This window comes from Methylobacterium sp. DB0501, from assembly GCF_011043735.1.
Lineage (GTDB): Bacteria > Pseudomonadota > Alphaproteobacteria > Rhizobiales > Beijerinckiaceae > Methylobacterium > Methylobacterium alsaeris.
The window spans coordinates 22,909-49,807 of the sequence record NZ_JAAKGV010000024.1 but is presented as its reverse complement, the minus strand read 5'-3'; the positions used below and the strand labels follow the sequence as shown (position 1 = coordinate 49,807).

The 26,899-nt window shown below is 72.0% G+C and carries 23 protein-coding genes; 17 read left to right on the top strand and 6 right to left on the bottom strand.

Translation table 11 applies throughout. The features are described from left to right. Window positions 1-63 precede the first annotated feature (63 nt). Window positions 64-744, bottom strand: a complete 681-nt coding sequence (locus G4G93_RS28705; protein WP_165089661.1) for a cupin domain-containing protein — start codon at window positions 742-744, stop codon at window positions 64-66. A 112-nt stretch (window positions 745-856) separates the two neighbouring features. Here G4G93_RS28705 and G4G93_RS28700 point away from each other — a divergent pair, with 112 nt between their 5' ends. Genes G4G93_RS28700 through G4G93_RS28685 form a run of 4 tightly spaced genes read left to right on the top strand, consistent with a single transcriptional unit; the run spans window position 857 to window position 4,333 of the window. Continuing rightward, window positions 857-1,636 carry an ABC transporter substrate-binding protein gene (locus G4G93_RS28700; RefSeq protein WP_165089658.1) on the top strand — a complete coding sequence of 260 codons (780 nt, stop codon included), beginning with the start codon at window positions 857-859 and terminating at the stop codon, window positions 1,634-1,636. 17 nt (window positions 1,637-1,653) lie between these two features. Further along, window positions 1,654-2,307: an amino acid ABC transporter permease gene (locus tag G4G93_RS28695; protein ID WP_165089655.1), complete on the top strand. Its 654-nt coding sequence runs from the start codon at window positions 1,654-1,656 to the stop codon at window positions 2,305-2,307. After that, window positions 2,304-3,035 (top strand): amino acid ABC transporter ATP-binding protein, encoded by a 732-nt coding sequence (locus G4G93_RS28690; protein WP_165089653.1) that lies wholly within the window; start codon window positions 2,304-2,306, stop codon window positions 3,033-3,035. The genes G4G93_RS28695 and G4G93_RS28690 overlap by 4 nt, the downstream gene beginning before the upstream one ends. Window positions 3,036-3,046: 11 nt before the next feature. Continuing rightward, window positions 3,047-4,333, top strand: a complete 1,287-nt coding sequence (locus tag G4G93_RS28685) for an FAD-binding oxidoreductase (RefSeq protein ID WP_165089650.1) — start codon at window positions 3,047-3,049, stop codon at window positions 4,331-4,333. A 76-nt stretch (window positions 4,334-4,409) separates the two neighbouring features. Here G4G93_RS28685 and G4G93_RS28680 read toward each other — a convergent pair whose 3' ends face one another. Further along, complete coding sequence (locus G4G93_RS28680; protein WP_312892288.1) at window positions 4,410-7,136, bottom strand: EAL domain-containing protein; 2,727 nt, start codon at window positions 7,134-7,136, stop codon at window positions 4,410-4,412. A gap of 447 nt (window positions 7,137-7,583) precedes the next feature. Next, window positions 7,584-9,971, bottom strand: a complete 2,388-nt coding sequence (locus G4G93_RS28675) for an EAL domain-containing protein (protein ID WP_165089647.1) — start codon at window positions 9,969-9,971, stop codon at window positions 7,584-7,586. Window positions 9,972-10,373: 402 nt separating this feature from the next. Here G4G93_RS28675 and G4G93_RS28670 point away from each other — a divergent pair, with 402 nt between their 5' ends. The 8 genes from G4G93_RS28670 (at window position 10,374) to G4G93_RS28635 (ending at window position 17,881) form a co-directional block, all read left to right on the top strand. After that, window positions 10,374-11,585, top strand: a complete 1,212-nt coding sequence (locus tag G4G93_RS28670; protein WP_165089645.1) for an ABC transporter substrate-binding protein — start codon at window positions 10,374-10,376, stop codon at window positions 11,583-11,585. Between the two features lie 5 nt (window positions 11,586-11,590). Next, window positions 11,591-12,838 (top strand): cytochrome P450, encoded by a 1,248-nt coding sequence (locus tag G4G93_RS28665; RefSeq protein ID WP_165089643.1) that lies wholly within the window; start codon window positions 11,591-11,593, stop codon window positions 12,836-12,838. Between the two features lie 221 nt (window positions 12,839-13,059). Next, window positions 13,060-14,007, top strand: a complete 948-nt coding sequence (locus tag G4G93_RS28660) for an aldo/keto reductase (protein WP_165089640.1) — start codon at window positions 13,060-13,062, stop codon at window positions 14,005-14,007. Beyond that, on the top strand, window positions 13,997-14,725 hold the full coding sequence (locus G4G93_RS28655; RefSeq protein ID WP_165089638.1) for an NADPH-dependent F420 reductase: 729 nt from the start codon (window positions 13,997-13,999) through the stop codon (window positions 14,723-14,725). Before G4G93_RS28660 ends, G4G93_RS28655 begins: the two co-directional genes overlap by 11 nt. Further along, window positions 14,722-16,071: an NTP/NDP exchange transporter gene (locus G4G93_RS28650; RefSeq protein ID WP_165089635.1), complete on the top strand. Its 1,350-nt coding sequence runs from the start codon at window positions 14,722-14,724 to the stop codon at window positions 16,069-16,071. Before G4G93_RS28655 ends, G4G93_RS28650 begins: the two co-directional genes overlap by 4 nt. Beyond that, entirely contained in the window at window positions 16,064-16,717 is a 654-nt protein-coding gene (locus tag G4G93_RS28645) for a class II aldolase/adducin family protein (protein WP_165089632.1), read from the top strand. The genes G4G93_RS28650 and G4G93_RS28645 overlap by 8 nt, the downstream gene beginning before the upstream one ends. 59 nt (window positions 16,718-16,776) lie before the next feature. Continuing rightward, complete coding sequence (locus tag G4G93_RS28640) at window positions 16,777-17,160, top strand: MbcA/ParS/Xre antitoxin family protein (RefSeq protein ID WP_165089630.1); 384 nt, start codon at window positions 16,777-16,779, stop codon at window positions 17,158-17,160. Beyond that, entirely contained in the window at window positions 17,147-17,881 is a 735-nt protein-coding gene (locus G4G93_RS28635) for an RES family NAD+ phosphorylase (protein WP_312892287.1), read from the top strand. Before G4G93_RS28640 ends, G4G93_RS28635 begins: the two co-directional genes overlap by 14 nt. A gap of 9 nt (window positions 17,882-17,890) precedes the next feature. Here G4G93_RS28635 and G4G93_RS28630 read toward each other — a convergent pair whose 3' ends face one another. Next, window positions 17,891-18,874: an MBL fold metallo-hydrolase gene (locus tag G4G93_RS28630; protein WP_165089627.1), complete on the bottom strand. Its 984-nt coding sequence runs from the start codon at window positions 18,872-18,874 to the stop codon at window positions 17,891-17,893. 297 nt (window positions 18,875-19,171) lie between these two features. Between G4G93_RS28630 and hydA the strand changes: the two genes are divergently transcribed. Both hydA and G4G93_RS28620 read left to right on the top strand, forming a co-directional pair. After that, window positions 19,172-20,689 carry a dihydropyrimidinase gene (gene hydA, locus G4G93_RS28625; protein WP_165089625.1) on the top strand — a complete coding sequence of 506 codons (1,518 nt, stop codon included), beginning with the start codon at window positions 19,172-19,174 and terminating at the stop codon, window positions 20,687-20,689. A gap of 32 nt (window positions 20,690-20,721) precedes the next feature. Next, a complete protein-coding gene (locus tag G4G93_RS28620) occupies window positions 20,722-21,126 on the top strand; it encodes a carboxymuconolactone decarboxylase family protein (protein ID WP_165089622.1) in 405 nt (134 codons plus the stop codon). Between the two features lie 269 nt (window positions 21,127-21,395). On the opposite strand, the gene G4G93_RS28615 is transcribed toward G4G93_RS28620, so the two are convergent. After that, window positions 21,396-22,523, bottom strand: coding sequence for a D-alanine--D-alanine ligase family protein (locus G4G93_RS28615; protein WP_165089619.1), 1,128 nt, complete (start codon window positions 22,521-22,523; stop codon window positions 21,396-21,398). Between the two features lie 85 nt (window positions 22,524-22,608). Then, on the bottom strand, window positions 22,609-23,493 hold the full coding sequence (locus G4G93_RS28610) for a LysR family transcriptional regulator (protein WP_165089617.1): 885 nt from the start codon (window positions 23,491-23,493) through the stop codon (window positions 22,609-22,611). Window positions 23,494-23,676: 183 nt separating this feature from the next. Here G4G93_RS28610 and dctA point away from each other — a divergent pair, with 183 nt between their 5' ends. The 3 genes from dctA to G4G93_RS28595 all read left to right on the top strand — a co-directional run bounded on the left by dctA (window position 23,677) and on the right by G4G93_RS28595 (window position 26,753). Beyond that, window positions 23,677-25,011, top strand: a complete 1,335-nt coding sequence (dctA, locus tag G4G93_RS28605; protein WP_165089614.1) for a C4-dicarboxylate transporter DctA — start codon at window positions 23,677-23,679, stop codon at window positions 25,009-25,011. A gap of 13 nt (window positions 25,012-25,024) precedes the next feature. Beyond that, complete coding sequence (locus G4G93_RS28600) at window positions 25,025-26,275, top strand: allantoate amidohydrolase (protein WP_165089611.1); 1,251 nt, start codon at window positions 25,025-25,027, stop codon at window positions 26,273-26,275. Window positions 26,276-26,339: 64 nt separating this feature from the next. After that, the gene (locus G4G93_RS28595; RefSeq protein ID WP_165089608.1) at window positions 26,340-26,753 is read left to right on the top strand and encodes a DUF3830 family protein; all 414 of its coding nucleotides are present in this window, start codon (window positions 26,340-26,342) and stop codon (window positions 26,751-26,753) included. Window positions 26,754-26,899 lie beyond the last annotated feature (146 nt).

Below are 26,899 nucleotides of genomic sequence, written 5' to 3'. Positions count from 1 at the left end.
GGCTTCACGCATCGTAAAACCGGAGCGTGAATTCGCGCCCGCGGCACATTTTGCGAGTGCGCGTCACGGCCGCGGCACGGCGTTGACCCACAGCACCAGGGCCGGCCGGTCGGGGGACGGGTTGCGGTAGCGGTGCGGGCGCCGGCTGGCGAAGCGGAAGCTGTCGCCGGGTCCGAGTTCCGCCGTCATGTCCTCGACCGTGAGGACGAGGGCGCCCTCCAACACCAGCCCGGCCTCCTCGCCGTCATGGACCAGGGGCTCGTCGCCGGTGCCGGCGAGCGGCGCGAGCTGCATCTGGAACAGGCTCAAGGCGCCGTCGCCCTGCGTCAGCAGCTGCTTGGTGATGCCGGCGCGCCAGAGGGTGAGCGCCGCCCGTGCCCCGGCCCGGGTGACGATGCCGTCGGCGGGGGGCGCCTCCGGCCCGCCGAACAGGGCGCCGAGGCCGACCCCGAGGAGGTCGGCGACCCGGGTCAGAACCCGCAGCGAGGGCGAGGACAGGCCGCGCTCGACCTGGCTGAGATAGCCGATCGACAACCCGGTCAGCCCCGCCACCGCCTTCAGCGACAGCCCGCGCTCCTGCCGCAGGGTGCGCAACCGCTGCCCGACCGCCCGGTCGGCGGCCAAGTCCGTGGCCGACTCGGCGGTCAAGTCCGCGGCCGAGCCGGCGGCCGGGCCGGTGGCCAACTCGGCGGTCGATTCGGCCGCCCCCTGCTCGTTCGGTGATCCGCCTGCCGCCTGTTTCATGTGCATGAAATTCGATTGCGTGACTCAGCGAATTATGGCCTGATGTTCATGTCAATGAAATTTAAGCGGTGGGGCGGCGCGCCGTACACCACCCGCAGGGGAGCAGAGGATGATGAGGCGTCTGGTTCGGGCCGCGGGCGCGGCCCTGGTGCTGCTCGCGGGGAGCGCCCTCGCCCGCCCGGCCCTGGCGCAGGAGACGGTCCGGGTCGGCTCGACCCCGACGGGCGTCCCCTTCACCTTCCTCGACACCAAGACCAACACCATCCAGGGCGTGATGGTGGACGTGATCTCGGCCATCGGCAAGCAGGCCGGCTTCTCGGTGCAGATCGAGCCGTTCCAGTTCTCGACCCTGATCGCGGCGCTCACCGCCAAGAAGATCGACGCGATCTCGGCGGCGATGTTCATCACGCCGCCGCGCAAGGAGGTGATCGCCTTCTCAGAGCCGGTCTACACCTACGGCGAGGGGCTGGTGGTGCCGAAGGCCGACACCAAGGCCTACACGGCCTTCTCCGACCTCAAGGGCGAGACGGTGGGCGCCCAGGTCGGCACCGCCTTCGTCGACGCGCTCAAGAAGTCGGGCCAGTTCGGCGAGGTGAAGGTCTACGACACCTTCCCGGACATGCTGCGGGACGTGAATGCCGGCCGTGTCAAGGCGGTCTTCGCCGATGCGCCGATCATCGCCTACAACCTCAAGAGCGGCAACTTCCCCAACGCCCACCTCGTCGCCTCGTACAAGCCGGTGGTCGTCGGCTCGGTCGGCATCGGGGTGCGCAAGGACGACACGGCGTTGCTCGCCAAGATCAATGCGGGGCTCGCCAAGATCAAGGAAACCGGCGAGCTGGCGCGCATCCTGGAGAAGTGGGGCCTGCAGCCGTCGGTGAACCCGTCCTGATCGGGTAGAATCGTCCGATGGACGGCTTCCTGTCCGACGCCCGCGAGTTCCTGCCGATCCTGCTGCAGGGCGTGTGGCTGACGATCCTGATCACGGCGGGCTCGCTCGTGGTCTCGACCGCGCTCGGCCTCGTCTGGGCGATGATGCGGGTCTCGGGCGTGCGCGCCCTTTCGTTCTTCGCCGCGACCTTCATCAACGTGATCCGGGGCATCCCGATCATCGTGCAGCTGTTCTACATCTACTTCGTGCTGCCGGATTTCGGAGTCTCCCTCACGGCGGTGCAGGCCGGCGTGCTCGGCCTCGGCCTCGCCTACTCGGCCTACCAGGCCGAGAACTTCCGGGCGGCCATCGAGGCGATCGACAAGGGCCAGGTCGAGGCGGCGCAGACCATCGGGATGGGCTGGGGCCTCACCATGCGGCGGGTGCTGCTGCCGCAGGCCTTCCGCACCGCACTCCCGCCCTTCGGCAACGTGATGATCATGATGCTGAAGGATTCGTCCCAGGCCTCGACCATCACGGTCGCCGAGCTGGCGCTCCAGGGCAAGCTCATCGCCTCGGCGACGTTCAAGAACACGAGCGTCTTCACCCTCGTCGCCCTGATGTACCTGACCTTGAGCCTGCCCCTGATCCTGATCGTGCGCCACTTCGAGAAGCAGGCGGGCCGGCGATGATCGCGCTCGACGACGTCCGCAAGGCCTACGGCGCCCTGCCCGTCCTCAAGGGCATCACCGCCCAGGTCTCGAAGGGCGAGGTGGTCTGCATCATCGGGCCGTCGGGCTCGGGCAAGTCCACGGTCTTGCGCTGCATCAACGGGCTCGAATCCTACGATTCCGGCACGATCACGGTGAACGGCCGCAAGGTCGACCGGTCCGACCGCTCGATCCGTGCCGTGCGGGTCCAGGTCTCGATGGTGTTCCAGCGCTTCAACCTGTTCCCGCACCGCACCGCCCTCGAGAACGTCATCGAGGGGCCGATCTACGTGAAGGGCGAGACCCGTCGGGAGGCGACCGAGCGCGGCCGGGCGCTCCTCGCCCGGGTCGGGCTCGCCGGCAAGGAGGAGGCCCATCCGCCGCGGCTCTCCGGCGGCCAGCAGCAGCGGGTCGCCATCGCCCGGGCGCTCGCCATGCGGCCCGACGCGATCCTGTTCGACGAGCCGACCTCCGCCCTCGATCCCGAGCTCGTCGGCGAGGTCCTGGGCACGATGCGCGGGCTCGCCGAGGAGGGGATGACCATGGTCGTCGTCACCCACGAGATGAGCTTCGCCCGCGAGGTCGCCGACCGGGTGCTCTTCCTCGACGGCGGCGTGATCGTCGAGGAGGGCGCCGCCCGCGAGGTGCTGGGCCGACCGCAGCAGCCCCGCACCCAGGACTTCTTGCGAAGGGTGCTGAACCCGCTGTGACGAGCTTGCCGATGACCGAACCCTTCCCCCTCGGCCCCGCCCTCTGGGCCACGACCGCGGCGCCTGCTCCCGCGACCGCGCCGCTCGTCGAATCCGGCCGTGCCGACGTGGTGGTGATCGGCGGCGGGTTCTGCGGCCTGTCGACGGCGCTCCACCTCGCCGAGGCCGGGCTGAAGCCCGTCCTGCTGGAGGCGCGCGAGATCGGCTTCGGCGGCTCGGGCCGCAACGGCGGCCAGGTGATCCCGGGCCTCAAGCACGATCCCGACGAACTGGTGCAGATGTTCGGGCCGGAGCGCGGCGAGCGCCTCGCCGCCTTCGGGGCCGGCACCGCCGACGCGGTGTTCGACCTGATCGCCAGGCACCGGATGGACGTGCCGCACACCCGCACCGGCTGGATCCAGGGTGCGCACACCGCCGAGGGGCTGGCGCAGGCGGAAAGGCGGGCGGAGCAATGGGCGCGGCGCGGCGCGCCGACCCGGCTCCTCGACAAGGCCGAGGCGACCCGGCTGATCGGCAGCGAGCGCTATCTCGGCGGCTGGCTCGACGGACGCGGCGGCGCGGTGCAGCCGCTCTCCTACGCCCGCGGCCTCGCCCGGGCGGCGCTGGCGGCCGGTGCCCGCATCCACACCGATACGCCGGTGGCCGGCCTGTCGCGGCAAGGCGATGTCTGGACGGTGCGGACGGCCCCCGGCCCGAGCCTGACCACCGGGCGTGTGGTGCTCTGCACCAACGGCTATTCGGGCGACCTGTGGCCGAACCTGCGCCGGACCATCATCGCGGCGAACTCGTTCCAGGTCGCCACGACGCCGCTCTCCGACAACCTGCGCCGCAGCGTCCTGCCGGAGGGCCAGGTCTCCTCCGACACCCGCAAGCTGCTGCTCTATTTCCGCCTCGACCATACCGGCCGGCTGCTGCTCGGCGGGCGCGGGCCGTTCCGCGAGCCGAAGGGCACGAGCGACTGGGCGCATCTGGAACGGATCGTGCCGAAGCTGTTTCCGCAGCTCGCCGGCATCGGCTTCGACCACCGCTGGTGCGGCCGGGTCGCGGTCACCCGGGACTACCTGCCCCACCTGCACGCGCCCGAGCCCGGCCTGCTCATCGACATCGGCTGCCAGGGCCGCGGCGTCGGCCTCCAGACCCGCATGGGCCAGGCGATCGCCGCCTATCTCGCGCGCGGCGACGCCGATGCCCTGCCGATCGCCCCCACCCCGATCACGCCCCTGCCGCTGCACGGGCTGCACCGGCTCTACGCCTCGGCGGTCGTGGCCTGGTACCGGTTTCAGGACGGGGGATTGTGAGACGCAATCCGGACGATCACCTCCGGATTTCGCATCACGCCGCGCCCGGACTCCACCCCGTACCGGCGGCCCCGAATCACCCGCGCGACGCGCGCCGAGGCGCCGGCCCGTCCGCCGCCCGCGGCGGACGGGCCGGCGCCTCGGCCCTCGCGCTCCCGGGCAGTTCCCCGGCCGGGCACGGCCGACCGAACAGGTAGCCCTGCAGCTCGTCGCAGCCGATCGCTCGCAGGAGCCTGGCCTGGGCCTCGGTCTCGACCCCCTCCGCCAGCACGATCATGCCGAGCGCCCGGCCGAGGCCGACCGTGGCGCGGACGATCTCGCCGCTGCCGCCCTCGCCGGATTCCTGCCCGAGGCTCGCCACGAAGCTGCGGTCGATCTTGATCTTGTCGAAGGGGAAGCGGCGCAGGTAGCTCAGGGACGAGTAGCCGGTGCCGAAATCGTCCATCGCGGTGCTGACGCCGAGGGCGCGCAGGCGGTGCAGGATCTCGAGCGTGGCCTCGTCGTCCTGCAGCAGCACCGATTCGGTGATCTCGAGCTCGAGCCGTCCGGCCGGCAGGCCGCTCGCTGCCAGCGCCTGCGCTACCTCCTCGACGAGGGAATCGCCGACGAACTGCGCCGGCGAGAGGTTCACCGCCACCTTGATCCCGGCCGGCCAGGCGGCGGCGTCGCGGCAGGCCCGGACGAGGGCCCAGGCGCCGAGCCGGCGGATCTGCCCGGTCGCCTCGGCGATCGGGATGAACTCTCCGGGGCCGACGAAGCCCTCGCGCGGGTGGCGCCAGCGCAGCAGCGCCTCGTAGGCCCGCACCCCCGACCCGTCGGCGGCGACGATCGGCTGGTAGTGCAGGTCGAGCTGCCCCGCCGCGAGGGCACTGCGCAGGTCGGCGCCGAGCTGCCGGCGCCGCTGCAGGTCGGCATCCATCGCCGGATCGAAGAAGCGCCAGCCGTTCCGCCCCGCGGCCTTGGCCTGGTAGAGCGCCACGTCGGCCCGGCGCAGCAGCTCGGCGCTCGTGACGTCGGCGCTCGCGACGTCGGCCTCCTCGGTCAGCGCGAGGCCGATCGAGGTGCCGATGCCGACCTCGTGGCCCTGGACCTCGAACGGCGAGCGCAGGAGCCGGACGATGCGCTCGGCGAGGGCCGCCACCCCGGCCGGATGGGAGGGCGCGCAGCGCATGACCGCGAACTCGTCGCCGCCGAGGCGCGCGACGAGGGCGGTGGCGCCGACCGCCTCCTGCAGGCGCCGGGCGACGAGGCGCAGGAGATCGTCGCCGACCGGATGGCCGTAGGTGTCGTTGACCTCCTTGAAACCGTCGAGGTCGAGGCAGAGCACGCTCACCGCGTCGCCGTCGCCCCGTCCCGCCAGCGCGGCGTCGAGCCGCTCCTGGAGCCGGGTGCGGTTCGGCAGCCCGGTCAGGCCGTCATGGCCGGCCATGTGGGCGATGCGGGCCTCGCTGCGCCGCCGCTCGGTCACGTCCTCGTGGGTGCAGATCCAGCCGCCCCCCGGGATCGGCACGTGCACGACCGCGATGGCGCGGCCGTCGGCGAGGTCGCAGGTGACGCTCTCCGGGACACGGCCGGCGCCGATGCGGGTGCACGCCGCCGCCAGCGGCTCCGCCGGCGTCCCGTCGGCGCCCAGATGGGCGAGCAGGGCGGCGATCGTCGTGCCCCGCCGGCGCAGGGCGTCCGGCACCGCATGCATCTGCGCGTAGCGGGCATTCATCACGATCAGCCGGTCGTCGCCGTCGAACAGGCACAGGCCCTGGGTCATGTGGTCGAGGGCGATGCCGAACTGGGCGTGCTGGGCGCTGAGCTCCCGCTCGCCGCGCTCCCGCACCTCGGCCGCCGCCCGGGCGGCCTCGGCCTCGGCGAGCCGCGCCTGGGCCCGCGACTGGCGCAGGCCGAGCAGGACCAGCCCGGCGAGGCCGAGATCGAGGAGGAAAGCGGCCACGCCGATGACCCAGGCCTGCCGGCGCCAGTCGGCGAGGCTCGCCTCGGTGGTGCGGCTGACGCTGAGGATCAGGGGAAAGCGCGCCAGCGCCCGGGCGCCGGCGATGCGGTCCTGCCCGTCGATCGGGCTGGTGGTGCGCATCACGCCGCCGGTCGGGTTCGCGCGGGCGATCCGCAGGGCCGCCGCGGTCGCGAAGACCTGCCCGACGACGCCGTCGCGCTTGGGGTGGCGGACGAGGAGCGTGCCGTCGTCGCGGAAGATCGACACGACGGCGTCGGCGGACGGCGAGGTCGCCGCGTAGAGCCGCTCGAAATAGCTGAGCTCGATGGCGCCGAGCACGAGGCCGAGGAACGAGCCGTCCGGCGCGCGCACCTTGCGGGCGATGTAGATCGTCCAGGCCCCGTCGCCGCGGTTCTGCACCGGCCGGCCGATATACCGATCGAGGTTGGGATCGGCCGAGAGCACCTTGAAGTAGTCCCGGTCGGCGATGTTGACCTTCGGGATCGGCCAGTAGCGGCTGAAGTTCAGGAGATTGCCGTTCCGGTCGATCACCGTGACGGCGTTCACCTGCGGCAGGGCGCCGATCCGCGTCTTCAGGATCTCATGCAGGGCCGGCAGCCCGGCCTGCGCGGCGTAATCGGCCTCGCTGGCCACCCCGGCGCTGCGGAACGTGGCGATCACGTTGTCCTGGACCAGCTCGATGGCCTGCAGCGCCCGGTCGGCCTGGTCGGCGAGCACGGTCGAGAGCCCGACGACGCTACGCTCGGTCTCCGTGACCGTCTGGCCGTGCAGGTCGTGCACGAGCAGCCCGGCGCCGATCGCGAGCGCCGCCGCCAGAAGCCCGGCGGACAGAGCCACGATCCGGAAGGAGCGGCCGCGCGACGGATCGGACGGCTGTGAGAGGTCGGTCGTCGGGCCCACAGGTCTCGTCTGATCGATACGAATGTCGCCGGGACCAGCCCTACGCCGTCCGGCTTAAGGGCCGATGAAGAAAAGCGCGCGATCGCCACATGTCGTGCATTGATCCCCAGTCTAACGGCAAGCAACGGCGGCAGAGGAGGGCAGGCCGCCGACAGCGATCTCCGTCAAATCCGGCCCGAGGGACGGGCGTATTCCGCCAGGCGCAGATCAGTACAGTGCCATGGAGCGGCCGTAACACCTCGCGCCGGCCCACGGTGCAGCGAGTGAAACAGACCGACTTGTCTATCCAGGATCTTCCGGCGGACCGGGATCGTGACCGGATTCCGTGTCTCTGCGAAGCAGGTGGGCCGACGCTCGATGACGTTTCGGCACATGCCGCCTGCCTCACGCCTCCAGCGGCACCGGCCTGCCGAACAGGTAGCCCTGCACCTCCGTGCACCCCTCGCGCCGCACCGCCGCGAGCTGGTCCTCGGTCTCGATGCCCTCGGCGGTGATCGTCGCCCCGAGCTGCGCCCCGATGCCGACCACCGCGCGCACGATCGCGGCCGTGTCGGGATCGGCGATGTCGGCGATGAAGGAACGGTCGATCTTGATCGTGTCGAAGGGAAAGCGGCGCAGGTAGCTGAGGGACGAGTAGCCGGTGCCGAAATCGTCCAGCGCGATCCGCACCCCGAGGCGGCGGAGCGCCATGAGCAGGTCGGCGGCCGTGCCCTCGATCGGCAGGCTCTCGGTGATCTCGATCTCGAGCCGCTCCGGCGCCAGGCCGGCGTCGCGCAACGCGGCCGTGACGGCGGCGACCAGCGGCCCCTGCCTCACCTGCGCCGCCGAGACGTTGACGGCGACCCGGGCGCCGTCGGGCCAGGACACCGCGTCCCGGCAGGCACGGCGCAGGATCCAGGCGCCGAGGCGCTCGATCAGGCCCGTCTCCTCGGCGAGCGGGATGAAGGAGGCCGGCGGGACCAGGCCGCGGGTCGGGTGGCGCCAGCGCACCAGGGCCTCGCGGCACACGACACGCCGCTCCGCCGCGGTGACGATCGGCTGGTAATGCAATTCGAACTCGCCGCGATCGAGGCCGAGGCGCAGGTCGAGCTCGAGGCCGTGCCGCTCGGCGACCGCGGCCTCCATCGCCGGATCGTAGAGCCGGAAGGTGCTGCGGCCGGCGGCCTTGGCGCCGTAGAGCGCCCGGTCGGCCCGGGCCATCAGGGTGCCGGCGTCGCCGCCGTGGCAGGGGCTCAGCACGACGCCGATGCTGACGCCGACATGCATCGCCCGGCCCGCGACGGTGACCGGCGCCTGCATCGCCTCGACGAGGCGGGCGGCCGCCTGCGACGCCGCCAGGGGATCGGCCTCGGGCAGGAGCACCGCGAACTCGTCGCCGCCGAGCCGCGCGATCGTGTCCGCAGGACCGAGCACGGCCCGCATCCGCCGGGCGACCTCGCACAGCAGGGTGTCGCCGGCGGCATGGCCGAGCGTATCGTTGACCACCTTGAACCGGTCGAGGTCGAGCCACAGGATCGCGCAGGCGCCCTCGCTCAAGAGGGCGTCGAGGCGTGCGCGGAACAGGGTCCGGTTCGGCAGGTCGGTGAGCGCGTCGTGGCCCGCCATGTGGGCGATCCGCCGCTCGGCCTCGCGCCGGGCGGTGACGTCCTCGACTTGAAGCAGGGTCGATGGGAGCGGGGACGAGACCGGATCGGGCGGCAGGTCGAGGCGCACCGCCGAGACCCGGGCCCACAGCATCGATCCGTCCGGACGGCGGAACCGCATCTCGGTCAGGACCGGACCGGCCTCCGCGGCCGCGCGGGCGAGGAGGCCGGCGAGCCGGTCCGCCTCCTCGGCCGGCATCAGGGCGGCGAGGGGCTGCCCGACGGGGTCGGCCCGCGCCTCGCCCCCGAGGGCGGCGCGGAAGGCGCGGTTCGCCTCGACCAGGGTCCCGGCGGCATCGACCACCAGCATCCCGGACGGCGCGTGCTCGATGATGCCGCGGAAATGGCTGGCGCGGCGCAGGGCCTCGGCCTCGGCGGCCCGCAACGCCGCCTGCTCGCGCTTGAGCGCGGTGATGTCGAAATGGACGCCGGTGCGCACGCCGCTCTCGCGCACGTGCTCGATCACCCGGATCCAGCGGTCGCCCGGCAGCGGCACCTCGAACGGCGCCCCGGCGAAGTGCAGGGATTCCCGCAGGCGCGCCAGCAGCTGGTCGGGCGCATCCCCGTCGGCCTCCTGCCAGGCCCGGGCCACCACCGCCTCGAGGGTCAGGCCGACGGCCTCGGCCGGGGGGAGGCCGTAGAGCTGGCCGAACTGCCGGTTGGCCGACACGATGCGCCCGTCGGCATTCGCCGCCGCGATGCCGTCCGGCGCCGCGCGGGCGGCCTGCGCGGCGGCGGCGTCGCCGGCGGGTGCCGCCTCCCGGGTGATCGGCCGCCACAGCCGCAGCCGGCCGAGCGCCGGGATGGTCTGAGTCGAGACCCGCAGCCAGGTGCCGCGATGCTCGAACTCGTAGGGGCGGCTCTGGGCCTGGTGGCGCGCGATCCTGCTCGCGACGTATTCCTCGACGTAGCGGAACTCGTCGGAGGTCAGGCGGGTGCGGTAGAACCGCAGCAGGTTCTCGCGGTAATGCTCGCCGACATGGACGAAGCCGTCATGCTCGGGGAAGAGATACAGGAAGGTCTGGTTCCAGCCCAGCGTCCGGTCGTCGGCGTCGAACGCGCACAGACCGATGTCGAGGCCGTCGAGCAGGTCGGCGAGGAGATCGAGGCTCGTCTTGGGCTTCGGCATGACTCTGATTTCAGCACGATTCAAGGTTTCGGAGCGACCCGGACTTCAGCATGGCCCGGGCCTCGACCTGCGGCGGACCTGGATGGTACGGCGCGCCGATCCCGGTCCGGGCGGCCGGCGGGCCGGAACGACCGTGACGTGCTCTTCGTCCCGGGCCACCCTCGCACGGACAGATGACCGTCATCTTTACCGTCGGGTGACCCGCCCGGCTGTGGCCCGCCTGCCTGTGACCCGCCTGGCCGGTCGGATCGCGGTGCCGCTGCGGGTGCGGGCGAAACGCGGCCCTTGCCTCGCGGGCGCGGATGGGCTGTGAAGGCGGAAGTGACGACACGACGTGACGACACGAAGAGACGAACGGGGCGACCTCGCGCGGGACGACGCGGGCGCCGGGAGGAGCCGAGGATGAACCGTTTCACCACCGCCCTGTGCGGGGCCGCCATGACGCTCGCGGCGCTCGCCGGACCGGCCGCGGCGCAGATCTCCGACGACGTGGTGCGGATCGGCGTGCTCACCGACCTGTCGGGCCCCTACGCCGATAGCGGCGGGCGCGGCTCGGTGGCGGCGGCCGAGATGGCGGCGAAGGATTTCGGCGGGGCGGTCCGGGGCAAGCCGGTCGAGATCGTCTCGGCCGACCACCAGAACAAGCCCGACGTCGCATCGGGCATCGCCCGGCGCTGGTACGACGTCGACAAGGTCGACGCCGTCGTCGACCTGCCGGTGACCGCCATCGCGCTCGCCGTCCAGGCGGTCGCCAAGGAGAAGAACCGCACGGTGATGATCACCGCGGCGGCGACGTCCGACCTCACCGCCAAGACCTGCTCCCCGGTCAGCTCGCACTGGACCGACGACACCCACGCGCTCACCGCCGGCACGGCCCGGGCGGTGTTCGAGCGCGGCGGCAAGTCCTGGTACTTCATCACGGTCGACCACGCCTTCGGCCACGCCCTGCAGAAGGAGGCGACGACCGTCGTCGAGTCGCTGGACGGCAAGGTGCTGGGCACCTCGCGCCACCCGATCAACACCGCCGACTACTCGTCCTTCCTGCTCCAGGCCCAGAGCTCGGGGGCGGACGTGGTCGCCTTCGCGAGCGTGGGCGACGACTTCACCAAGGCGGTCAAGCAGGCCGACGAGTTCGGCCTGACCGGCGGACGCCAGACCCTCACGGGCTTCCTCGTCTACGTCACCGACATCAAGGGGCTCGGCCTGTCGGTGGCCCACGGCCTGACCTTCTCGGAAGCGTTCTACTGGGACCAGAACGACGCGTCCCGGGCCTTCGCCAAGCGCTTCCAGGAGCGCACCGGCGCGATGCCGACGAAGAACCAGGCGCTGATCTACGCCGCCGTCACCCACTACCTGAAGGCGGTCGACAAGGCCGGCACCGACGAGGCGGTGGCGGCGAACGCCGCCATGCGCAGCCTGCCGGTGGCGTTCTTCGACCACCCCGCGACCTTGAGGGCCGACGGGCGGCTCCTCTACGACCCCGTGCTCTACCGAGCGAAGGAGCCCGCCGCCTCCAAGGGACCGTGGGACCTCTACGAGGTGCTGCGCACGATCCCCAGGGAGGAGGCGTTCCTGCCAATGAACCCGGCCTGCGCCCCGAAGGAGCGCGGGTGACCGGGATGACCGAGTCCAGCCGGACGAGCGACCCCGCCCTCGCCGAGGGGTTCGACCTGCGGCGCCTGCCGGAGGGGTTCGTCGCGAACCCCTACCCGGTCTACGCGGCGCTCCGCGAGCATGCCCCGGTCCACCGGATGGGAGAAGGGCAGATCCTGCTCTCGTGCTACGCGGATCTGGAGCGGGTCTACAAGGACGCCGCGACCTTCAGCTCGGACAAGACGGTCGAGTTCGGGGCCAAGTTCCGGGTGCCGGAGGCGGGGCCGTCCCCCCTCTACCGCCATCACACCGCGAGCCTCGTGTTCAACGATCCCCCGCGCCACACCCGGGTCCGGCGCATCATCGCGGGCGCGCTGACGCCGCGGGCGATCGCCGCGATGGAGGCCGGCATCGTTGCGCTGGTGGACGATCTCCTCGACGCGGCGGAGACGCGCGGGCGGATCGACCTGATCGAGGATTTCGCCGCCGCGATCCCCGTCGAGGTGATCGGCAACCTGCTCGGCGTCCCGAGGACCGAGCGCGGGCCGTTGCGCGACTGGTCGCTGGCGATCCTCGGCGCCCTCGAGCCCGTCCTGTCGCCCGAGATCGAGGAGGCCGGCAACCGGGCGGTGACCGGGTTCCTGGCCTATCTCGACCGGCTCGTCGCCGACCGCCGCCAGCGGCCGGGCGATCCGGACAAGGACATCCTCACCCGCCTGATCCAGGGCGAGGTCGGGGGCGAGCGGCTGTCGTCGGAAGAGCTGCTGCAGAACTGCATCTTCATCCTCAATGCCGGGCACGAGACCACCACCAACCTGATCGGCAACGGGCTCCACCTCCTGACCGAGCATCCCGACGCGCGGGCGCGCCTCCTCGCCGAGCCGGACCTGATGCGGAAGGCCGTCGAGGAGGTCCTGCGGTTCGAGAGCTCGAACCAGCTCGGCAACCGCGTCGCCACGACCGGCTTCGCGATGGGCGGGCGGGAGTTTCCGGCGGGCACCCAGATCACGCTCTGCATCGGCGCCGCCAACCGCGATCCCGCCCAGTTCCCCGACCCCGACAGGTTCGACGTCGCCCGCGACCCCAACCGCCACCTCGCCTTCGCCAGCGGCATCCACCAATGCGTCGGCATGGCGGTGGCCCGGCTGGAGGGCCGCATCGCGCTGTCGCGCTTCCTCGCCCGCTTTCCGGATTACCGCCTCGACGGGAGGCCGGAACGCTCGCAGCGGGTCCGCTTCCGGGGTTTCCTGCGGCTGCCCGCCTGCCTGGGGTGACCGCCCGCTCGGCTCCACCGCTCCCACCCACGACCTCATCCTGAGGTCGCGGATGGGAGAAAAGGGAGTCGCGAGAATCCTCGCAGGGATCCGAGACGGTGCCGAGATCGTCCGGATGCGGCTTCCCTCAAGCGCTTGTGTGCGGGCCCGGCGTGGGCAGGTCGCCCTCCGCGCCCTAACCTTCCCGCCAGCGAGGCAACGACGGTCCGAGGACTCATCGCATGACGCTCCACCGCCGCGCCGTGCTGGCCGGCTCAGTCGCCGGATCCTTGGCCGGATCCTTGGCCGCCAGCCTCCTGCCCGGCCGGCTCCTGGCGCAAGTGGGCCCGGCGCAAGGCGACGGGCCGATCCGCCGCCCGATCCCCTCCAGCGGCGAGACGGTGCCGGCCATCGGCATCGGCACCTCGCGGCGCTACGACGTGGCGCCGGATTCGGACGCGATGGCGCCGTTGCGCGACACCGTGGCGAAGTTCGCGGCCTTGGGCGGCACCGTGATCGACACCGCGCCCGATTACGGCCGGGCCGAGGAGGTGCTGGGCCGGATCCTCGCCGAGACGACGCTGCGCGACACGGTCTTCCTGTGCAGCAAGGTGGCGGCACGGGGGCGCGAGGCGGGGCAGGCGCAGATCGAGCAGTCGTTCCGCCGCCTCGGCACCGACCGGATCGACCTGATCGCGGTCCACAACCTGATCGACCCGCAGGCGCAGCTGCCGCTCCTGCGCGAACTGAAGCAGCAGAAGCGCATCCGCTACCTCGGCGCCACCACCTGGGCCGAGACGCAGTACGGCGACCTCGAAGCCCTGATGAAGGCCGAAAAGCTCGACGCGATCCAGGTCAATTACGCCGTCGATGCGAGGCAGGCCGCCGAGCGCATCCTGCCGCTGGCGCGGGACCGCGGCATCGCCGTGATGGTCAACGTGCCGTTCGGGCGCGAGCGGCTGTTCAACCTGGTGCGCGGCCGCGCCTTGCCGCCCTGGGCCGCCGAGTTCGACTGTGCGAGCTGGCCGCAATTCTTCCTCAAGTACGTCCTGTCGCACGAGGCGGTGACCTGCCCGGTCCCCGGCACGGCGCAGGTCCGCTACGTCGAGGACAATCTCGGCGCCGCGCGCGGCCGCCTGCCGGACGCCGCCACCCGCCGCAAGATGGAGGAGTTCATCGATGGCCTGTGATCGCCGCACGATTCTGCGCGCCGGGGCGACAGCCCTGGCGCTCGCCGCCGCGCCCGCCTTCGCGGGGGGCGCCTGGGCGCAGGATGCCAAGATGCCGGTCGCGGTGATCGGCGGCGGCAATATCGGAGGGACGATCGGGGGCCTGTGGGTCAAGGCCGGCCATCCGGTGATGTTCGCCTCGCGACATCCGGAAGACCTGAAGCCGCTGGTCGAGAAGCTGGGACCGCTCGCCAAGGCCGGCACGGTCGAGCAGGCCCTCGCCTTCGGCGGCGCGGTGCTGATCGCGGTGCCGTACAAGGCCTATCCGGAGCTGGGCAAGACCTATGGCGCTTCCTTGAAGGGCAAGGTCGTGCTGGACGCCGGCAACGCCACCAAGGCCCGCGACGGCGACCTCGCGGCGGAGGCCGAGAGCGCCGGCATCGGCGCCACCTCGGCCAAGTACCTGGCCGGCGCGCGGCTGGTGCGGGCCTTCAACGCGGCGAATTACCGGCTCTTCGCCCAGAACGCCCATCGCAGCGGGCCTGCGATGGCGGTGCCGGTCGCGGGCGACGACAAGCAGGCGCTGGACGTGGCCGCGACGCTGGTGCGCGATGCCGGCTTCGAGCCGGTGGTGGTCGGCGGCCTCGATGCGGCGCGGCAGTTCCAGATGGGCGCCCCCAATTACGGTCGCGACGTCACCGCGCCCGAGGCCCGCAAGGCCTTCGGGGTCGCCGAATGACCCCTGACGCCGCGCAGGCGGCGCAGGCCGGCCTGAAGGTGCCGGCCTGGCTCCGGCGCCTCACCGACGTGCGGCCGGAGGAGGTGCCGGCGCTGGGCTGGGCCTGGCTCTACATCTTCGCGCTGCTCTCATCCTACTACGTGATGCGGCCGATCCGCGACCAGATGGGGCTGGCCGGCGGGCTCGACAACCTGCCCTGGCTGTTCACCGCCACGCTCATCGGCATGCTGGTGCTCAACGTGCCGTTCGGCTGGCTGGTGCGCACGCTGCCGCGGGCCCGCTTCATCCCGATCACCTACCGCTTCTTTGCCGCCAACATCCTGGTCTTCGCCGTGGTGCTCTACCGCAGCGGGCCGGAGGAGGCGGTGTGGATCGGCCGGGCGTTCTTCGTCTGGCTGTCGATCTTCAACCTGTTCGTGGTGTCGATCTTCTGGGCGACGATCGTCGACGTGTTCGACACCGCGCAGGGCAAGCGGCTGTTCGGCTTTATCGCGGCCGGCGCGACGCTCGGCGCCATCACCGGCTCGGCCTTCACCGCCGTGCTGGCGCGGGACGTCCCCACGCCCTTCCTGCTGCTCGCGGCGGCGGCCCTCCTCGAAGTGGCCGTCATCAGCATGCGGGGGCTCGCGCGGATCTCCGATGCCTTGTCGCGCGAGCCGGGGGCGGCGACGCAGGCGATCGGCGGCAGCCCGTTCGCCGGCATCAGCCGGGTGCTCGGCTCGCCCTACCTGCTCGGCATCTGCCTGTTCCTGCTCCTGTTCTCGATCACCTCGACCTTCCTGTACTTCGAGCAGGCGGGCATCGCGAAGCGCGCCTTCCCGGATCGCGGCTCGCAGACGGCGTTCTTCGCCTCCGTTGACCTCGCGGTGAACGTGCTGACGCTGGGCATCCAGCTCTTCCTCACCGGGCGGATTGTGAAGCGGCTCGGCGTCGGCCTCACCCTGGCGATCCTGCCGCTCGTCAGCGCGCTCGGCTTCGGGCTGCTCGCGGTCGCGCCCACCGTCGCCAGCGTGGTGGTGTTCGGCGTGCTGCGCCGGGCCGGCAACTTCGCCATCGCCCGGCCGGTACGCGAGGTGCTGTTCACCGTGCTGCCGCGGGAGGACCGCTACAAGGCCAAGGCCTTCATCGACACGGTGGTCTACCGCCTCGGCGACCAGGTCGGCGCCTGGTCCTTCACCCTCGTGGCCTGGCTCGGCCTGAGCGCCACCGCCCTCTCGGTCCTGGCGGTGCCGCTGTCCCTCGCCTGGCTCGTCGACGGACTCTGGCTCGGGCGCCGGCAAGACGCTATGGCTGAGGCCAGGGCGAAGGGGCGGGCAGAGGCACCGGCGGAGGCGGGCAATGGCTGAGACCGAGGCGGAGTTGCGCGAGGCGATCGTCGCGACCTGCCGCAGCATGGCGGATCAGGGCCTGAACCAGGGCACGTCCGGCAACGTCTCGGCGCGGTTCGGCGACGGCCTGCTCATCACCCCCTCGGGACTCCCATACGAGGAGATGACGCCCGCCGACATCGTGCCGATGACGATGGACGGCCGGGCCGACCACGCGCTCCCGCCCTCCTCCGAGTGGCGCTTCCACCGCGACATCCTGCGGGCCCGCCCCGACGTGGCGGCGATCGTCCACGCCCACCCGACCTATTGCACCGCCTTCGCGATGTGCCGGAAGGACATCCCGGCCGCCCACTACATGATCGCCGCCGCCGGCGGTCCGACGGTGCGCTGCGGCGGCTACGCCCTGTTCGGGACCGAGGAGCTGTCGCAGCGGGCGCTGGAGGCGCTCCAGGACCGGACCTGCTGCCTGCTCGCCAATCACGGCATGATCGCCACCGGGCCGACCCTCGCCAAGGCCCTGTGGCTCGCGGTCGAGCTCGAGACCCTGTGCCGGCAATACGCCGTGGCGCTCCAGGTCGGCCGGCCGTACATCCTGAGCGAGGCCGAGGTGGCGGAGGCGACGGAGCGGTTCAAGTCCTACGGGCCGCGGCCGAAGGCGGGGTGAACTACCCTTTCCCTTGAAAGTTTCATGTCCTATATCTTCCTGAGAAAGAGGACATGGCCATGCTCAAGTCCGTCACCCAGCCCGACCGGGAGCAGCGCGAGGCGCAGACCGTCAGCAAGGCGGTGGTGCGGGCGGCCGCCGCCCTCGGGCTCAGCAACCGGGCGCTCGCCGGCATCGTCGGCCTGTCCGAAGCCTCGGTCTCGCGCCTGACGCGGGGCGACTTCATGCTGGAGCGGCACGGCAAATCGTTCGAGCTCGCCGTGATGCTGATCCGCCTCTATCGCTCGCTCGACGCGGTCACCGGCGGCGATCCGGCCGTGGCGACGGCGTGGCTCCGGGCCGAGAATACGGCCCTCAACGCCGTCCCCCTGGACCTGATCCGAACCGTCGAAGGCCTGGTGAGCACCGTCCTCTACCTGGACGCCCGGCGTGCCGTCATTTGAGACCGGGTCGCTCGCGGGCACCTGCTGGCGCCTCGTCGAGGCGCAGCACCTCGTCGCGACGATGAAGCTGACGGATACGCTCGAGGAGCAGCAGCTCCTCGAAGAGCTGATCGAGGCCTCGAAGCCGCCGATGCCGGCGGCGTGCCGCCCCCTCGACTACCTCCTGTCGGCACCGTTTCGCTACCGGCCCTATCCGTACGGTTCGCGCTTCCGGCGCGCCAACCAGCCGGAGGGCGTGTACTACGCGGCGGAAGCCGTCGAGACCGCCGTGGCCGAAGTGGCGTTCTACCGCCTCCTGTTCTTCGCCGAATCGCCCGGAACGCCCTGGCCCGAGAACCCGGCCGAGTACACCGCCTTCTCGGCGCGCTACGCGGTCGACCGGGGGATCGACCTCACCGCCCCGCCCTACGCCGCGCAGGCGGACACCTGGGGCCACCGGACCGATTACGGTCCGTGCCAGGCGCTCGCCGATGCGGCGCGGGCCGACGGCGTGGCGGCGATCCGCTACGCCTCGGTGCGGGACCCGGGCCGGGGCGCCAACCTCGCGCTCCTGACCTGCAAGGCCTTCGCGGGTCGTCGCATCGTCGACCGGCAGACCTGGCGCATCCATCCCGGATCGGCGGGCATCCGCGCGATCCGGGAGTTTCCGACCCTGCGGCTCGCCTTCGCCCGCGAGGCCTTCGACGACCCGCGCCTCGCCGGGATGGCGTGGGAGCGCTGAGCGCCGCCCCTACAGCTCCATCTTCATCGCCTGCGGGTAATACCGGAACCCGCCCTGCCCGTTCTCCGCGACGTGGCCGATGCCCGGCCAGGCGAAGTGGTAGGCCAGGACCGGGATGCGGTTCTTGGCCAGCATGGTCAGCATCTTGAGCCGGGTCTGGGCCGATTGCTTCGGGTCGGTGTCGTAGGCGAACTCGGTCAGCGGCTTCTCCATCAGCAGCACCGGATGGTGCGTCAGGTCGCCGAGGTAGCAGAGGCTGTCCTTGCCCGAGGTGATCATGAACATCGTATGGCCGATGCTGTGGCCCGGCGCCGCCAGGGCCTGGATGCCGGGCAGGAATTCCTGCCCGTCCTTGACGAAGACGAGGCGGTCGCGGATCGGCAGCAGGTTCTTGCGCGCCGTGTCGAGGAAGGCGCCGAACGAGGCCGGCACCTTGGCGGGATCGGTCCAGTAGTCGAAATCGGCCTGCGAGATGTAGAACTGGGCGTTGGGGAAGTGCGGCGTGCCGTCGTCGCCGACGCAGCCGCCGCAATGGTCGACATGGGCGTGGCTCATCACCACGGCGTCGATGTCCTTCGGGTCGATGCCGGCCTGGCGCATCGTGGTGAGGAGCTTGCCGGTGGTCGGCCCGAACAGCTTGAGCGAGCCCATCCCGGTATCGAACAGCACCAGCTTGCTGCCGGTGTTGAGGATCAGGATGTTCTGCTCCAGCACCGCGTTGGAGAGCGGCAGGAAGTTGCCGGTCAGCTGCGCGTCCATCTCGGCCGGGGTGAGGCCGAGGAAGTTGGCGTGGGGGTCGCCCAGCGGCAGCGTGCCGTCGGAGACCATGGTGGCCTCGGCGTCGCCCAGGGTGAAGCGGTAGAAGTAGGGGCTCTGGCTGCGCAGCATCGGCGCCTTGGCGTTCGCCGCGCCCGGCAACCCGGCCGTGACCGCGGCCGCCGCCGCGCCGAGCATGAGGCCGCGCCGGTTCGGGGCATCCAACCGAATCGTCATCGAGGGTTCCTCCACAGGTGAGCCGCGGGCGGCCTTGTGCGCGTACGGCCGGCGGGATCCCCGTCGGCTCGGCACGGCCGGAACCTCTGCGGTGCCGTCCTTGTCCGCCGGCCCGGAAACATTGTCAAACCGGCCCTTGGGTCAGGTGCCGCCCGGACGGGCCGGGGCGGCGTGCTCGTGCCCGAATTGCGGGCTTGCTGCCCACGCCACCGGCACCCGGACCGGTCGCCGCCGGGCCGGAATTGACAGCCCGCTCGAGCGGTTTCACCACCCCTGCAGACAGGGAGGGCCTTCACGATGTCGAGCCACGATTTCGACTACGACCTGGTGGTGCGGGGCGCGACCCTCGCCGGACCGGCCGAGGTGTTCGAGGCCGATCTCGGCGTGCGCGACGGGGTGATCGCGGCTTTGGGCCGGAATCTCAGGCGCGGTCGGGACGAGATCGACGCCAAGGGCCTCGTCGTCACGCCGGGCGGCCTCGACCCGCATTGCCACATCGAGGAGCCCTCCGAGGGCGGCGGCGTGCAGGAGGAGAGCTTTTCGAGCGGCTCGGCCGCAGCGCTCGCCGGCGGCACCACCTCGTTCATCTGCTTCGTGCCGCAATGGAAGGGTCACCCGATCGCCGCCACGGCGACCGGTTACGAGGCCCGCGCCCGGGCCTCGCGCGCCGATTACAGCTTCCACCAGATCATCACCGATCCGACGCCCGACGTGCTGGAGCGCGAGGTGCCGGCCCTCGTCGCCCGCGGCATCCGCAGCCTCAAGGTCTTCCTCACCTACGATCCCCTGCGCCTCACCGACGGGCAGTTCCTCGAGGTGCTGGCGACCGCGCGGCGCCTCGGCGCCTTCGTGACCGTGCATTGCGAGAACTACGACGCCATCGGCTGGCGCATCCGCGCCCTCCTGGACGCCGGCCTCACCGATCCGCTCCAGCACGCCTGGGCCCGTCCGCCGGTGGTCGAGCGCGAGGCGACCCACCGCGCCATCGCGCTCGCCGAACTCGTCGACCAGCCGATCCAGGTCTTCCACGTCTCCTGCGACGAGGCGGCCGAGGAGATCGCCCGGGCGCGCGCCCGCGGCGTGAAGGTCTGGGGCGAGACCTGCCCGCAATACCTGACCCTCTCGACCGACGACCTGGCGAAGCCCGATTTCGAGGGCGCCAAGGTGGTGTGCTCGCCCGCGCTCCGGGCGCCCGGCGAATCCGAGCGGATCTGGTCGCGCCTCCGCGAGGGCACGCTCGACGTCGTCTCCTCCGACCATTGCGGCTTCTCCTTCGCCACCGCCAAGCGCGATCCGGGCAGCAGCGGCTACGGCCAGGGCGGGGCGAAGGCCCGGCCGGACGGGATGCCGGCCTTCAACGCGATCCCGAACGGGGTGCCGGGCATCGAGACCCGGCTGCCGGTGCTCTTCTCCGAGGGCGTCGCGGCCGGGCGCATCGACCTGCCGACCTTCGTGCGCCTGACCTCGACCAACGCCGCCCGGCTGTTCGGCCTCGCCGGGCGCAAGGGCACGCTGGCGCCCGGGGCGGACGCCGACCTCGTGCTGTGGAACCCCGATGCCGAGCGCACGCTGACCAACGCCGACCTGCACCACGCCATCGACTACACGCCCTGGGAGGGGATGCGCCTCAAGGGAGCGCCCACCATGACCATCCGGCGCGGCGAGATCGCGGTGCGCGACGGGCAGGTCCTGGCCGAGCCCGGCTCGGGTCGCTTCCTCGCCCGCGGGCCCTACGCGCTCGCCACCCCGTCGGGCCGGGTGCCGGACGGCTTCGACGCGGCGGCGCTGACGCCCTCGACGCGGGACGCCGGCTGACGGACCATGCCGGCTTCCCCGGGAGGACCAGCATGGCGACCGTGAGACTGTGGAGCGACGCGGAGGCGGAAGCCGATCCCCGCGTCAAGGCGGTGTTCGACGACATCCGGGCGGTCCGCCGCTCGGACTTCATCAACAATTTCTGGCGCGCGCTCGCCAACCAGCCGGCCGTGCTGGAGCGGACCTGGGCCGACCTCAAGCAGGTCATGGCCGCCGACGGCGCCCTCGACCCGCTGACCAAGGAGCTGATCTACATCGCGGTCTCGACCGCCAACGGCTGCAGCTACTGCATCCACTCCCATACCGCCGCGGCGCGGGCCAAGGGCATGACCGAGGCGCAGCACGGGGAGTTGCTGGCGGTGATCGGCATGGCGAACCTGACCAACGCCCTGGTGACCGGAATGCAGGTGCCGGTGGACGAGGCGTTCCAGGTGTAGCGCGCCCTGCCCCGCCTCCGCGGGCTGCGGCCTTCACGGATCATGCTCCGGCCGTCGCTCCGCGGAGGAGGGCGGCCCCTGCGTCAGCAGGGGTCGGGACAAGGGAGCCACGCGTCCGGAGGGATCGCGCGCATCGTGCAGGGCGCCACCTGGAACGGCGTCGCGCGACCCGGCGCGCGAGCGGGGCGCCGGCCCGCATCACGGTGCGCGCGGGCCGCGCACGAGCAGGCCGGGAGACTTAAAAAACCCGATCCCCGGCCCACCAGACCCTACCCCTCGAACTCGCGCGTCAGCCCGCGCCGCGTCCGGTGCCGCTCCAGCGCCAGATCGACCAGCCGCGTCAGGAGCTCCGGATACGAGACTCCGGAGGCCTCCATCATCTTCGGGTACATGCTGATCGAGGTGAAGCCCGGCAGGGTGTTGATCTCGTTGAGGTAGAAGTCGCCGCCCTGCCGGTCGAGGAAGAAGTCGACGCGGGCAAGGCCGCTGCATTCGAGCGCCTCGAAGGCCCGCAGCGCCAGTTCCCGCACCCGCTCCATCTGCTCCGGGCCGATATTGGCCGGCAGGTCGACGGTGGCGCCCTCGGGATCGAGGTACTTGGCGGCGTAGGAGTAGAAGTCGTGATGAGCCTGCGGGTTCAGCTCGCTGGCGACGCTGACGAAGGGCGGATCGCCGTCGAGCACCGCCACCTCGATCTCGCGGGCGTCGATGCCCTGCTCGACCAGCACCTTGGTGTCGTATCGGAAGGCGTCGGCGAGCGCCGCGGGCAGGTCGGCCCAGGCCTTGACCTTATGGATGCCGACGCTCGAGCCCATGTTGCACGGCTTGACGAAGACCGGCAGCGTCAGGGTCGCGGCGATCTCGTCGAGGGAGACCGCGCCGCGCTCGTAGGCCCGCCGGGTGAAGGCGCGGTAGGGGGCGATCGGGATGCCGGCGAGGCCGGCGAGACGCTTGGTGACGTCCTTGTCCATCCCGACCGCCGAGGCCATCACGCCCGAGCCGACATAGGCGGTCCCGGTCAGCTCCAGCAGGCCCTGCAGGGTTCCGTCCTCGCAGAGCGGCCCGTGCAGGACCGGGAACACCACGTCGATCTCGGTGCGCTCCCGGGCCCCGTCGAGGCCGACCACGGCGGCGCGGCCGCCGGACCCTTCGCCGTCCCCTTGCGCCAGGCGCACCTCGGGGCTCTCCGGCGGGATCGCCAGGACCTCGTCGCCGGTCTGCCCGATCCGGCGCAGGTCGTGGCGCTGCCAGCGGCCGGCCTTGTCGATGCTGACCGGGATCACCTCGAAGCGGGTGCGGTCGAGGTGGCGCACCACCGAGGCGGCGGAGCGCAGCGAGACCTCGTGCTCGCCGGATCTGCCGCCGTACAGGACGGCGACGCGGGTCTTCTCGGTCATGCGCAGATCCTCGGATTCCCTCGGCAATCACGGTCCCGCGGCATGCGGGGCCCCTGCTTATCGCCCGGGGAAGATTTCAGAAACCCTACGCGGCCGCGCCGGCGTGCTCCCGCATCAGCGCGAGGAAGTTCTCGGTGACGGCGCTCGCCGGCGCCCGGTAGAGGGCGAAGACGTCGGCGGCCGGGGCCGGCGCGGCGAGGGGGCGGTAGGCGATGTCGGGCCGCGGCAGGGCGCCGACCGATTCCGGCACCAGGGCGACGCCGAGACCCGCCGCCACGAGGTTCACCAGCGAGGCCGATTCGACCACCTGCTGCACCAGCCGCGGCGCGAAGCCGGCGGCGAGGCAGGCGTCGCGCAACGAGGTGGCGAAGCGCGAATCGCGCAGGCGCAGCGAGACGAAGGCCTCCCCGGACAGGTCGCTCAAGGCGATCTCGCGGCGGGACGCCAGGCGGTGCCCCGCCGGAAGGGCGACGCCGACCGCCTCGGGCCAGGCGCGCAAGCGGCGCAACGAGGGATCGTCCGGCGGGTGGCGCAGGAAGCCGAGATCGGTGCGGTGGGCGTGGAGCGCCGCCGGCTGCTCGCCCGGCGGCATCTCGTGCAGGCGCACCAGCACGGCGGGGTAGCGCTCGCCGAAGAGCCGGATCAGCCGCCCGAGGGGGCCTGCCAGGATCGAGCCGGTGAGCCCGAGATCGAGGGTGCCGGTGCGTCCGGCCCCGACCGCCCTCGCCTCGGCGGATGCCTCCTCGACCTGGGCCAGGATGGCGCGGGCGCGGGGCAGGAAGGCGGCGCCGGCGGGGGTGAGGGCGACGCTGCGGCTGGTGCGCCAGAGGAGCGGCGTGCCGAGCTCCGCCTCGAGGTCGCGGACCTGCTGGCTCAGCGGCGGCTGCGACACGCCGAGCCGCTCCGCCGCCGCGGTGAAGCTCAGGGATTCCGCCACCGCCACGAAGTAGCGCAGGTGCCGCAGCTCCAACGGGGACCGACTCCGAGACGGGCGTTTCCGGACCGTATCCAGACGAAAGACGACTGGATCATACGCAACGGAATATTGGACGTCCAGGCGAGGCCGCCCCAACGGTAGGCGTCCGGTCCCGGACCGGCGAGAGGGGCGCAAGGCCCCCGCCCGGGACCGGCATCCCCCGGGAAGGACCCGCCGATGCCCCGCTTCCTCCGCTCGCTGTTCGGTCAGGTCGTGGCCGCCCTGGTGCTCGGCGTGGTGGTGGGGATCGTCTGGCCGGGCTTCGCGGTGGCGTTGAAGCCGCTCGGCGACGGCTTCATCAAGCTCATCAAGATGGCGATCGCGCCGCTGGTCTTCGGCGTCGTGGTGCACGGCATCGTCGGCGCCGGCGACCTGCGCAAGGTCGGCCGCGTCGGCCTGAAGGCGCTGGTCTACTTCGAGGCGGTGACGACGGTGGCCCTCCTGCTCGGCCTCGTCCTCGCCGATCTGGTCCGCCCGGGCGAAGGCATGGGGATCGATCCCGCCGCCCTCGATGCCAAGGCGATCGCCGGCTACACGGCGAATGTCGGGCAGGTCACCAACACCACCGAGTTCCTGCTCAAGCTCATCCCGACCACGATCTTCGACGCCTTCACCCGCGGCGACATCCTGCAGGTGCTGATCATCGCGGTGCTGTTCGGCGCCGGGCTGTCGCTCATGGGCGAGAGCGGCCGGCCGCTCGCCCTGTCGATCGAGCGGATCACCGCGGTGCTGTTCCGGGTGATCGGCCTCATCGTCCGGCTGGCGCCGCTGGGCGTGCTCGGCGCGGTGGCGTTCACGGTCGGGCGCTACGGCGCCGGCTCGCTCCTGCAGCTCGGCAAGCTCGTGGCGACGTTCTATGCCGGCGTCGCGCTGTTCGTGGTCGTGGTGCTCGGCGGCATCCTGCGGCTGGCCGGCTTCAGCCTGTTCAAGCTCCTCGCCTACCTGCGCGAGGAATTGCTGGTGGTGGCCGGCACCGCCTCGTCGGACAGCGTGCTGCCGCAGGTGATGCGCAAGCTCGAAGGCCTGGGGATCCGCGATTCGACCGTCGGCCTCGTCATCCCGACCGGCTACTCGTTCAACCTCGACGCCTTCTCGCTCTACCTCACCCTGGCGACGGTGTTCATCGCCCAGGCCACCGGCACAGCCTTGTCGTTCCACGACCTCGCGCTGATCCTCGGCATCTCGCTCCTCACCTCGAAGGGCGCCCACGGCGTCCCGGGCTCGGCGATCGTGGTGCTGGCCGCCACGCTCTCGGCGGTGCCGGCGATCCCGGTGATCGGCCTCGTGCTGGTCCTCTCGGTCGACTGGTTCATCGGCATCGCCCGGGCGCTCGGCAACCTCGTGGGCAATTGCGTGGCGACCGTGGTGGTGGCCGCCTGGGAGGGCGACATCGACCGCGAGCGGGCCCGCCGGGTCCTCGACGGCGAGATCCCGGTCTCGACCGACGCCGTGCCGGCGGCGCCCGCCGAAGCTGGACAGGCGAGCGCTCCGGCCATACCCCAGAGGCCCTGATCGGACGACCGCCATGCAGCACACCGACACGACCCTCGGCGCGGGCGTGATGGCCCGCCTCGACGACCTCGCGCGCTCCAGCGCCGAGCCCGACGCGCTCACCCGCCTCTACCTCACCCCCGCCCACGCCGCCGCCGCCCGGCAGGTGACGGGCTGGATGGACGCGGCCGGCATGGCGGTCCGGCGCGACGCCGCTGCCACGGTGATCGGCCGCTACGAGGCGGCCGTGCCGGGTGCTCCGACCCTGCTCCTCGGCTCCCACATCGACACCGTGCGCAATGCCGGCCGCTACGACGGCGCTCTCGGCGTCGTGGTGGCGATCGCCGCCGTGGAGGAACTGCACAGAGCCGGCGAGCGCCTGCCCTTCGCCATCGAGGTGCTGGCCTTCGGCGACGAGGAAGGCGTGCGCTTTCCCGTCACCCTCACCGGCTCGCGGGCGCTCGCCGGCTTGGTCCGGCCCGATGCCCTGGAGGCCCGCGACGCCGACGGGGTGAGCCTCGCGCAGGCGCTCACCGCATTCGGCTGCGACCCCGCCGGGCTGGCCGGCCTCGCCCGCGATCCGGCCGCGACCTTGGGCTACCTCGAGGTCCATATCGAGCAGGGCCCGGTCCTGGAGGATGCGGGGCTTCCGGTCGGCATCGTCTCGGCCATCGCCGGGGCGAGCCGCCTCGTCGTCACGGTCGAGGGCCGGGCGGGCCATGCCGGCACGGTGCCGATGTCGTTGCGCCGCGACGCCCTGGCGGCGGCGGCCGAGATGGTGCTGGCGGTCGAGGCCGAGGCCAACGCCACCCCGGACCTCGTCGCCACGGTCGGCCAGATCGAGGTGCCGCGGGGCGCCGTCAACGTCATTCCGGCCTGCACCCGGTTCAGCCTCGACCTGCGCAGCCCGGCCGATTCCGTGCGCCACGCCGCCCTCGCGCGCCTGCGCGAGACCTGGGAGGCGATCGCCGCCCGCCGCGGCGTGACGGCGACCGCGCAAGGGAGCTACGACGAGCCCGCCGCCGCCTGCGCGCCCGGGCTGATGGACGCGCTGGCCGAGGGCATCGCGCGGCTGGGCCTCGCCCCGTTGCGCCTGCCGAGCGGGGCCGGCCATGACGGCCTCGCGCTCGCCGGCCTGTGCCCCATCGCCATGCTGTTCGTGCGCTGCGCCGGCGGGCTCAGCCACTCCCCGGCCGAATCGGTCACCGAGGCCGATGTCGACGTCGCCACGCGCCTGCTCGTCGACGTGCTGCGCCACCTGAGGCCGGGATCGCTGCGGCCGTGATGTCTGGCCCGGCCCTCGCTTCTGGGGGCAGCCCCCGATCCACCACCCACCAAGGAGAATCCCCGTGAAGGAACTGAAGATCAAGGCCGGCCCGTTCGACCTCGTCGGCCGGCTCGAGCTCGAGAAGGCGCCCCAGACCTGCGCCGCCTTCCTCAAGGCGCTGCCCTTCGTGAGCGAGGTCATCCACGTGCGCTGGAGCGGCGAGGGCGTGTGGATGCCCCTCGGCGACCTCGATTTCGGCGTCGGCTACGAGAACCACACCAGCTATCCGGCCCCGGGCCAGATGATCCTCTATCCGGGCGGCATCAGCGAGACCGAGATCCTGCTCGCCTATGGCGGCGTGCACTTCGCCAGCAAGGTCGGCCAGCTCGCCGGCAACCACTTCCTGACCATCACCACCGGCATCGAGCACGTCTACGACCTCGGCCGCATGACCTTGCTCAAGGGCGCCCAGCCGATCCGCTTCGAGGCGCCGTAACGGCCCGAACCCCGTCCCGCGGCCACACTTGCTCTGACAAGATTCCCTTGCCGCGGGACGGTCGGTTCCGTACGCCTGTCGTGCGGCCCGCCCGGAATGCCCTTGCCGGCGCCCGGACGGGGCGCGCGGGGCACGGGCGCGCGTGA

Excerpts from the sequence above, each read along its gene's own strand:
- hydA (WP_165089625.1), top strand. The coding sequence starts at position 19,172 with ATGTCGAGCCACGATTTCGACTACGACCTGGTGGTGCGGGGCGCGACC.
- G4G93_RS28695 (WP_165089655.1), top strand. The coding sequence starts at position 1,654 with ATGGACGGCTTCCTGTCCGACGCCCGCGAGTTCCTGCCGATCCTGCTG.
- G4G93_RS28705 (WP_165089661.1), bottom strand. The coding sequence starts at position 744 with ATGAAACAGGCGGCAGGCGGATCACCGAACGAGCAGGGGGCGGCCGAA.
- G4G93_RS28620 (WP_165089622.1), top strand. The coding sequence starts at position 20,722 with ATGGCGACCGTGAGACTGTGGAGCGACGCGGAGGCGGAAGCCGATCCC.
- G4G93_RS28645 (WP_165089632.1), top strand. The coding sequence starts at position 16,064 with ATGGCTGAGACCGAGGCGGAGTTGCGCGAGGCGATCGTCGCGACCTGC.
- G4G93_RS28640 (WP_165089630.1), top strand. The coding sequence starts at position 16,777 with ATGCTCAAGTCCGTCACCCAGCCCGACCGGGAGCAGCGCGAGGCGCAG.
- G4G93_RS28650 (WP_165089635.1), top strand. The coding sequence starts at position 14,722 with ATGACCCCTGACGCCGCGCAGGCGGCGCAGGCCGGCCTGAAGGTGCCG.
- G4G93_RS28700 (WP_165089658.1), top strand. The coding sequence starts at position 857 with ATGAGGCGTCTGGTTCGGGCCGCGGGCGCGGCCCTGGTGCTGCTCGCG.
- G4G93_RS28670 (WP_165089645.1), top strand. The coding sequence starts at position 10,374 with ATGAACCGTTTCACCACCGCCCTGTGCGGGGCCGCCATGACGCTCGCG.
- dctA (WP_165089614.1), top strand. The coding sequence starts at position 23,677 with ATGCCCCGCTTCCTCCGCTCGCTGTTCGGTCAGGTCGTGGCCGCCCTG.
- G4G93_RS28660 (WP_165089640.1), top strand. The coding sequence starts at position 13,060 with ATGACGCTCCACCGCCGCGCCGTGCTGGCCGGCTCAGTCGCCGGATCC.
- G4G93_RS28655 (WP_165089638.1), top strand. The coding sequence starts at position 13,997 with ATGGCCTGTGATCGCCGCACGATTCTGCGCGCCGGGGCGACAGCCCTG.
- G4G93_RS28630 (WP_165089627.1), bottom strand. The coding sequence starts at position 18,874 with ATGACGATTCGGTTGGATGCCCCGAACCGGCGCGGCCTCATGCTCGGC.
- G4G93_RS28615 (WP_165089619.1), bottom strand. The coding sequence starts at position 22,523 with ATGACCGAGAAGACCCGCGTCGCCGTCCTGTACGGCGGCAGATCCGGC.
- G4G93_RS28675 (WP_165089647.1), bottom strand. The coding sequence starts at position 9,971 with ATGCCGAAGCCCAAGACGAGCCTCGATCTCCTCGCCGACCTGCTCGAC.
- G4G93_RS28600 (WP_165089611.1), top strand. The coding sequence starts at position 25,025 with ATGCAGCACACCGACACGACCCTCGGCGCGGGCGTGATGGCCCGCCTC.
- G4G93_RS28665 (WP_165089643.1), top strand. The coding sequence starts at position 11,591 with ATGACCGAGTCCAGCCGGACGAGCGACCCCGCCCTCGCCGAGGGGTTC.
- G4G93_RS28685 (WP_165089650.1), top strand. The coding sequence starts at position 3,047 with ATGACCGAACCCTTCCCCCTCGGCCCCGCCCTCTGGGCCACGACCGCG.
- G4G93_RS28690 (WP_165089653.1), top strand. The coding sequence starts at position 2,304 with ATGATCGCGCTCGACGACGTCCGCAAGGCCTACGGCGCCCTGCCCGTC.